The sequence below is a fragment of the Mesorhizobium sp. M5C.F.Ca.IN.020.32.2.1 genome (assembly GCF_004023105.1).
GTDB lineage: Bacteria > Pseudomonadota > Alphaproteobacteria > Rhizobiales > Rhizobiaceae > Mesorhizobium > Mesorhizobium wenxiniae.
This window is the reverse complement of sequence record NZ_RZSX01000596.1, coordinates 1-4,088: the sequence shown is the minus strand read 5'-3', so window position 1 is coordinate 4,088 and position 4,088 is coordinate 1. Positions and strand designations below refer to the sequence as shown.

4 protein-coding genes are annotated in these 4,088 nt (G+C 63.3%); all 4 read left to right on the top strand.

Annotated elements, in window-relative coordinates:
- Nucleotides 1-408, top strand: a 408-nt coding sequence (locus EOA86_RS25060) for a transketolase C-terminal domain-containing protein (protein WP_281035693.1), incomplete at its 5' end; no start/stop codon positions are given.
- Nucleotides 409-562: 154 nt separating this feature from the next.
- The gene (gene gap / locus EOA86_RS25055) at nucleotides 563-1,573 is read left to right on the top strand and encodes a type I glyceraldehyde-3-phosphate dehydrogenase (protein ID WP_128344129.1); all 1,011 of its coding nucleotides are present in this window, start codon (nucleotides 563-565) and stop codon (nucleotides 1,571-1,573) included.
- 254 nt (nucleotides 1,574-1,827) lie between these two features.
- On the top strand, nucleotides 1,828-3,717 hold the full coding sequence (locus tag EOA86_RS25050) for a potassium/proton antiporter (protein WP_128344127.1): 1,890 nt from the start codon (nucleotides 1,828-1,830) through the stop codon (nucleotides 3,715-3,717).
- A gap of 109 nt (nucleotides 3,718-3,826) precedes the next feature.
- Nucleotides 3,827-4,088 (top strand): phosphoglycerate kinase (gene pgk, locus EOA86_RS25045; protein ID WP_128344125.1); only part of this gene is annotated, 262 nt, incomplete at its 3' end.

Genomic DNA, 4,088 nt, shown 5'->3' with positions numbered 1-4,088 from the left:
GTTGCGGAAAACCTCAGCCGCCAGGGCGCGTATGAGTTGGCTCGCGCCAATGGCGATGCGGCGGTGACGATCTTCGCTTCGGGCTCCGAGGTCGGAATCGCGCTGGCGGCGCGCGAGGCGCTCGAAAAGCACGGCCATCCGACCCGCGTCGTCTCGGTCCCGTGTTTCGAATTGTTCGACAAGCAGAGCGCCGACTATCGCAAGAAGACGATCGGCAACGCGCCGATCAAGATCGCGATCGAAGCCGGCATCCGCCAAGGCTGGGATTATTTCATTGGCGCCGACGGCATCTTCATCGGCATGACCGGCTTCGGCGCCTCTGGCACGATCGAACAGCTCTATCCGCATTTCGGCATCACCGCCGAAGCGACGGTGAAGGCGGCTGAAGCCCGCCTGCACGGCGAGTAAAAGCCAGGCACCCGCGAAACCGCGCATAATGGTTTTGCGGGCAGCCTCCGTCTGTGGACTTAAATCCAACCCATCGACGGCTGGATTCTTTGCCAGCCCGCCGTTATGAAGCTGCGGACTTGATCTTCGGCCTCCAACTCCCAGGGAGAGAAAAATGACCGTCAGAGTTGCCATCAACGGATTCGGCCGCATCGGCCGCAACATCCTGCGCGCCATCCACGAATCCGGCCGCAAGGACATCGACGTTGTCGCCGTCAACGACCTCGGCCCGGTCGAAACCAACGCGCATCTGCTACGCTTCGACAGCGTGCATGGCCGCTTCCCGCATGAAGTGACGGTTGACGGTGACCAGATCACCGTCGGCACCGAAAAATTCAAGGTCACCGCGATCAAGGACCCGACGCAGTTGCCGTGGAACGAGCTCGGCATCGATATTGCGCTCGAATGCACCGGCATCTTCACCGCCCGCGACAAGGCCGCCGCGCATCTGACCGCCGGCGCCAAGCGCGTCCTCGTCTCGGCGCCGGCGGAGGGCGCCGACCTCACTGTCGTCTATGGCATCAACCATGACAAGCTGACCACGGATCACATCGTCATCTCGAACGCCTCCTGCACTACCAACTGCTTGGCACCGCTGGCAGCCGTGCTGCATAAGGCCGTCGGCATCGAGAAGGGCATGATGACGACGATCCACTCCTACACCGGCGACCAGCCGACGCTGGACACCATGCATAAGGATCTCTACCGCGCCCGCGCCGCGGCCCTGTCGCAGATCCCGACTTCGACCGGTGCGGCCAAGGCGATCGGCCTGGTGCTGCCCGATCTCAAGGGCAAGCTCGACGGCATCTCCATTCGCGTGCCGACCCCGAACGTCTCGGTTGTCGATTTCAAGTTCATCGCCAAGCGGCCGACGACCGTGCAGGAGATCAACGAGGCGGTGATCGCCGCCTCCAACGGCAAGCTGAAGGGCATCCTCGCCGTTACCCATCACCCGAACGTGTCGATCGACTTCAACCACGATCCGCATTCCTCGATCATGGCGCTCGACCAGACCAAGGTCATGGACGGCAACTTCGTTTCGGTGCTGTCCTGGTACGATAATGAATGGGGTTTTTCCAACCGCATGGCCGACACCGCAGTCGCCTTCGGCAAGACCATCGCCTGATCGCAGAACCATCTTCTCGCGACTTCGAAAACGCCCGGCTCTGTCCGGGCGTTTTCATGAGAGCGCCCAGCGCCCTTCTGAATGCGCAAACGACGCTCTAACGGTTTGTTTGGCAAGACAGCGCCTAGAACACCAAAACACTCAATAATCAGCGGCATAGGGCAAAAAACCACCCTCACGCCTTGCACCGGTCATGTCTTCGCCTCACTCTCCCGTAAAGCGAGAGGAACACGAATTCGAGGGGCAATTGGCGGATGGAGCATGCGATCTATCTCGTGACGCTGGTCGGCGCCGCACTGGTCGTCGCCGCCGCGTTTTCGAGCCTGATCGCCTTCCGCTTCGGCGCCCCTCTCTTGCTGCTGTTTCTCTGCATCGGCCTGGCCACGGGAACCGACGGCCTCGGCATCCAATTCGACAATGCGCGGCTGGCTTATTTTGCCGGCTCACTGGCGCTGGCCGTCATCCTGTTCGATTCCGGTTTCGGCACGCCGCTCAACGCCTTGCGCCAGGCGGCCGGACCGGCACTGTCGCTGGCGACCATCGGCGTCCTTTTGACCACTGGCCTGTTCGGCGTCGTCGCCTATTATCTGCTCGATCTCAGCTGGCTGGAATCCTTCCTGCTCGGGGCTGCTGTCGCCTCGACCGACGCGGCAGCAGTGTTCTTCCTGTTGCGCGCCGGCGAGATCAATTTGCGCGAACGCGTGCGTTCCACGCTCGAGGTGGAATCCGGCACCAATGACCCAATCGCAATCTTCCTGACCATTAGCCTGGTCGAGATCATCGCCGCCAACTCCAGTCCCGAGGCCAGGGTGCTGGTTACGGATCTCGTCCTCGGCTTCCTTCTCAATATGGGGCTTGGCGCCATCGTCGGCATTTTCGGCGGCCTCGCCATCGTGCGTCTTGTCGACCGGCTCAATCTCGACCATGGGCTGCTGCCGATCTTCGTGCTGACGCTGTCGCTGATGGTGTTCGCCGCCGCCGGCGCCATTGGCGGCTCCGGTTTTCTGGCGGTCTATATTGCCGGCCTTATTGCCGGCAATTCCGACATTCGCGCCGTCACCATCCTCAAGCGCTTCCAGGACGGCATGTCGTGGCTGGCACAGATCATCATGTTCCTGGTCCTCGGCCTGTTCGCGACGCCCTCGCAATTTCCGGCGATCCTGCTGCCGGCGGTGCTGCTGGGCCTGTTCCTGATATTCGTGGCGCGGCCAGTTGCCGTCTGGCTTTGCCTGATGCCGTTCCGTCTGCCGCGCCCGGAAGTCGCCTTCGTCTCATGGGTGGGTCTGCGCGGCGCCGTGTCGATCCTGCTCGCCATCACGCCGCTGCTTGGCGGGCTTGAGAACGGCCGTCTCATCTTCAACACCGCCTTCATCGTCGTGCTGGTGTCGCTGGTCATCCAGGGATGGACCGTCGGACCGCTGGCACGCCGCCTCGGCCTGATCGTGCCGGCCCGCCTAGGCCCGTTGGACAAGGTCGAACTCGAATTGCCGGGCTCCGCCCACCACGAGCTTCTGGCCTATCGCGTAGCACCCGGCAGCCCGGTGGCGCGCGGCGAGCGCATTCCGCGCTGGGCGCGGCCGTCGCTGGTGCTGCGCGACGGGCGCTCGATGCGCTTCCAGGACATGGGCAGGCTCGCCGCCGGCGACCATGTCTACATTTTCGTGCCGGATCGCTATCCAGCCCTGCTCGACAAGCTGTTCGCCAGCCGGGCCGTGGTCGATCCCGAGGACGCGGACTTCTTCGGCGCCTTCGCCGTCGATCCGGCGCGCTCCGCCGCGGAACTTGAAGCCGCTTACGCGCCGGGCCTGACCGAGGAGGAACGCAAGCTGACCGTCGGCGACCTGGTGACGGAGCGGCTCGGCGGTCATGCCGAATATGCTGACCGCGTGCTGATTGGTCCGATCGAGCTGATCGTCCGCGATGTCGACGACAAAGGCAAGATCACTGGCCTCGGTCTTTCCCTCGAGCCGACCGCGCCGGTGGCACGGGTGCCGGTGTTCCTGAGTGCTGGCGAGATCGCCGACCGCGTCGCTGGCTTTGTGCGCAATTGGCGCAAGCGGATCAAAAAGCAGAGTGCCGAGGCGCCGGACGACGCGGAACGGTCTCCACAGCCGGTGGTGGAAAGGGCAACCGACGAGGGCTGACTGCTCCCGACACATGCCGTGTCATATTTTCCGCGTAGCACCATTGCAGGTCTTGCATCATCGTTGATGCGGGGTAAGGTCCCGGCGATTTTTCGCGAAAGGGAACAGCATGGCCGGCTTCAAGACACTGGACGACATCGGCAACATCGACGGCAAGCGTGTGCTGGTGCGCGTCGACCTTAACGTTCCCGTCGCCGACCGCAAGGTGACCGACGCCACCCGCATCGAGCGCATCGCGCCCACCATCGCCGAGCTTTCCGGCAAGGGCGCCAAGGTCATCCTGCTTGCCCATTTCGGCCGGCCCAAGGATGGACCGTCGCCCGAATTCTCGCTTGAGCCGATCGCCAAGGCGAGCGCGAAGGTGCTTGGCA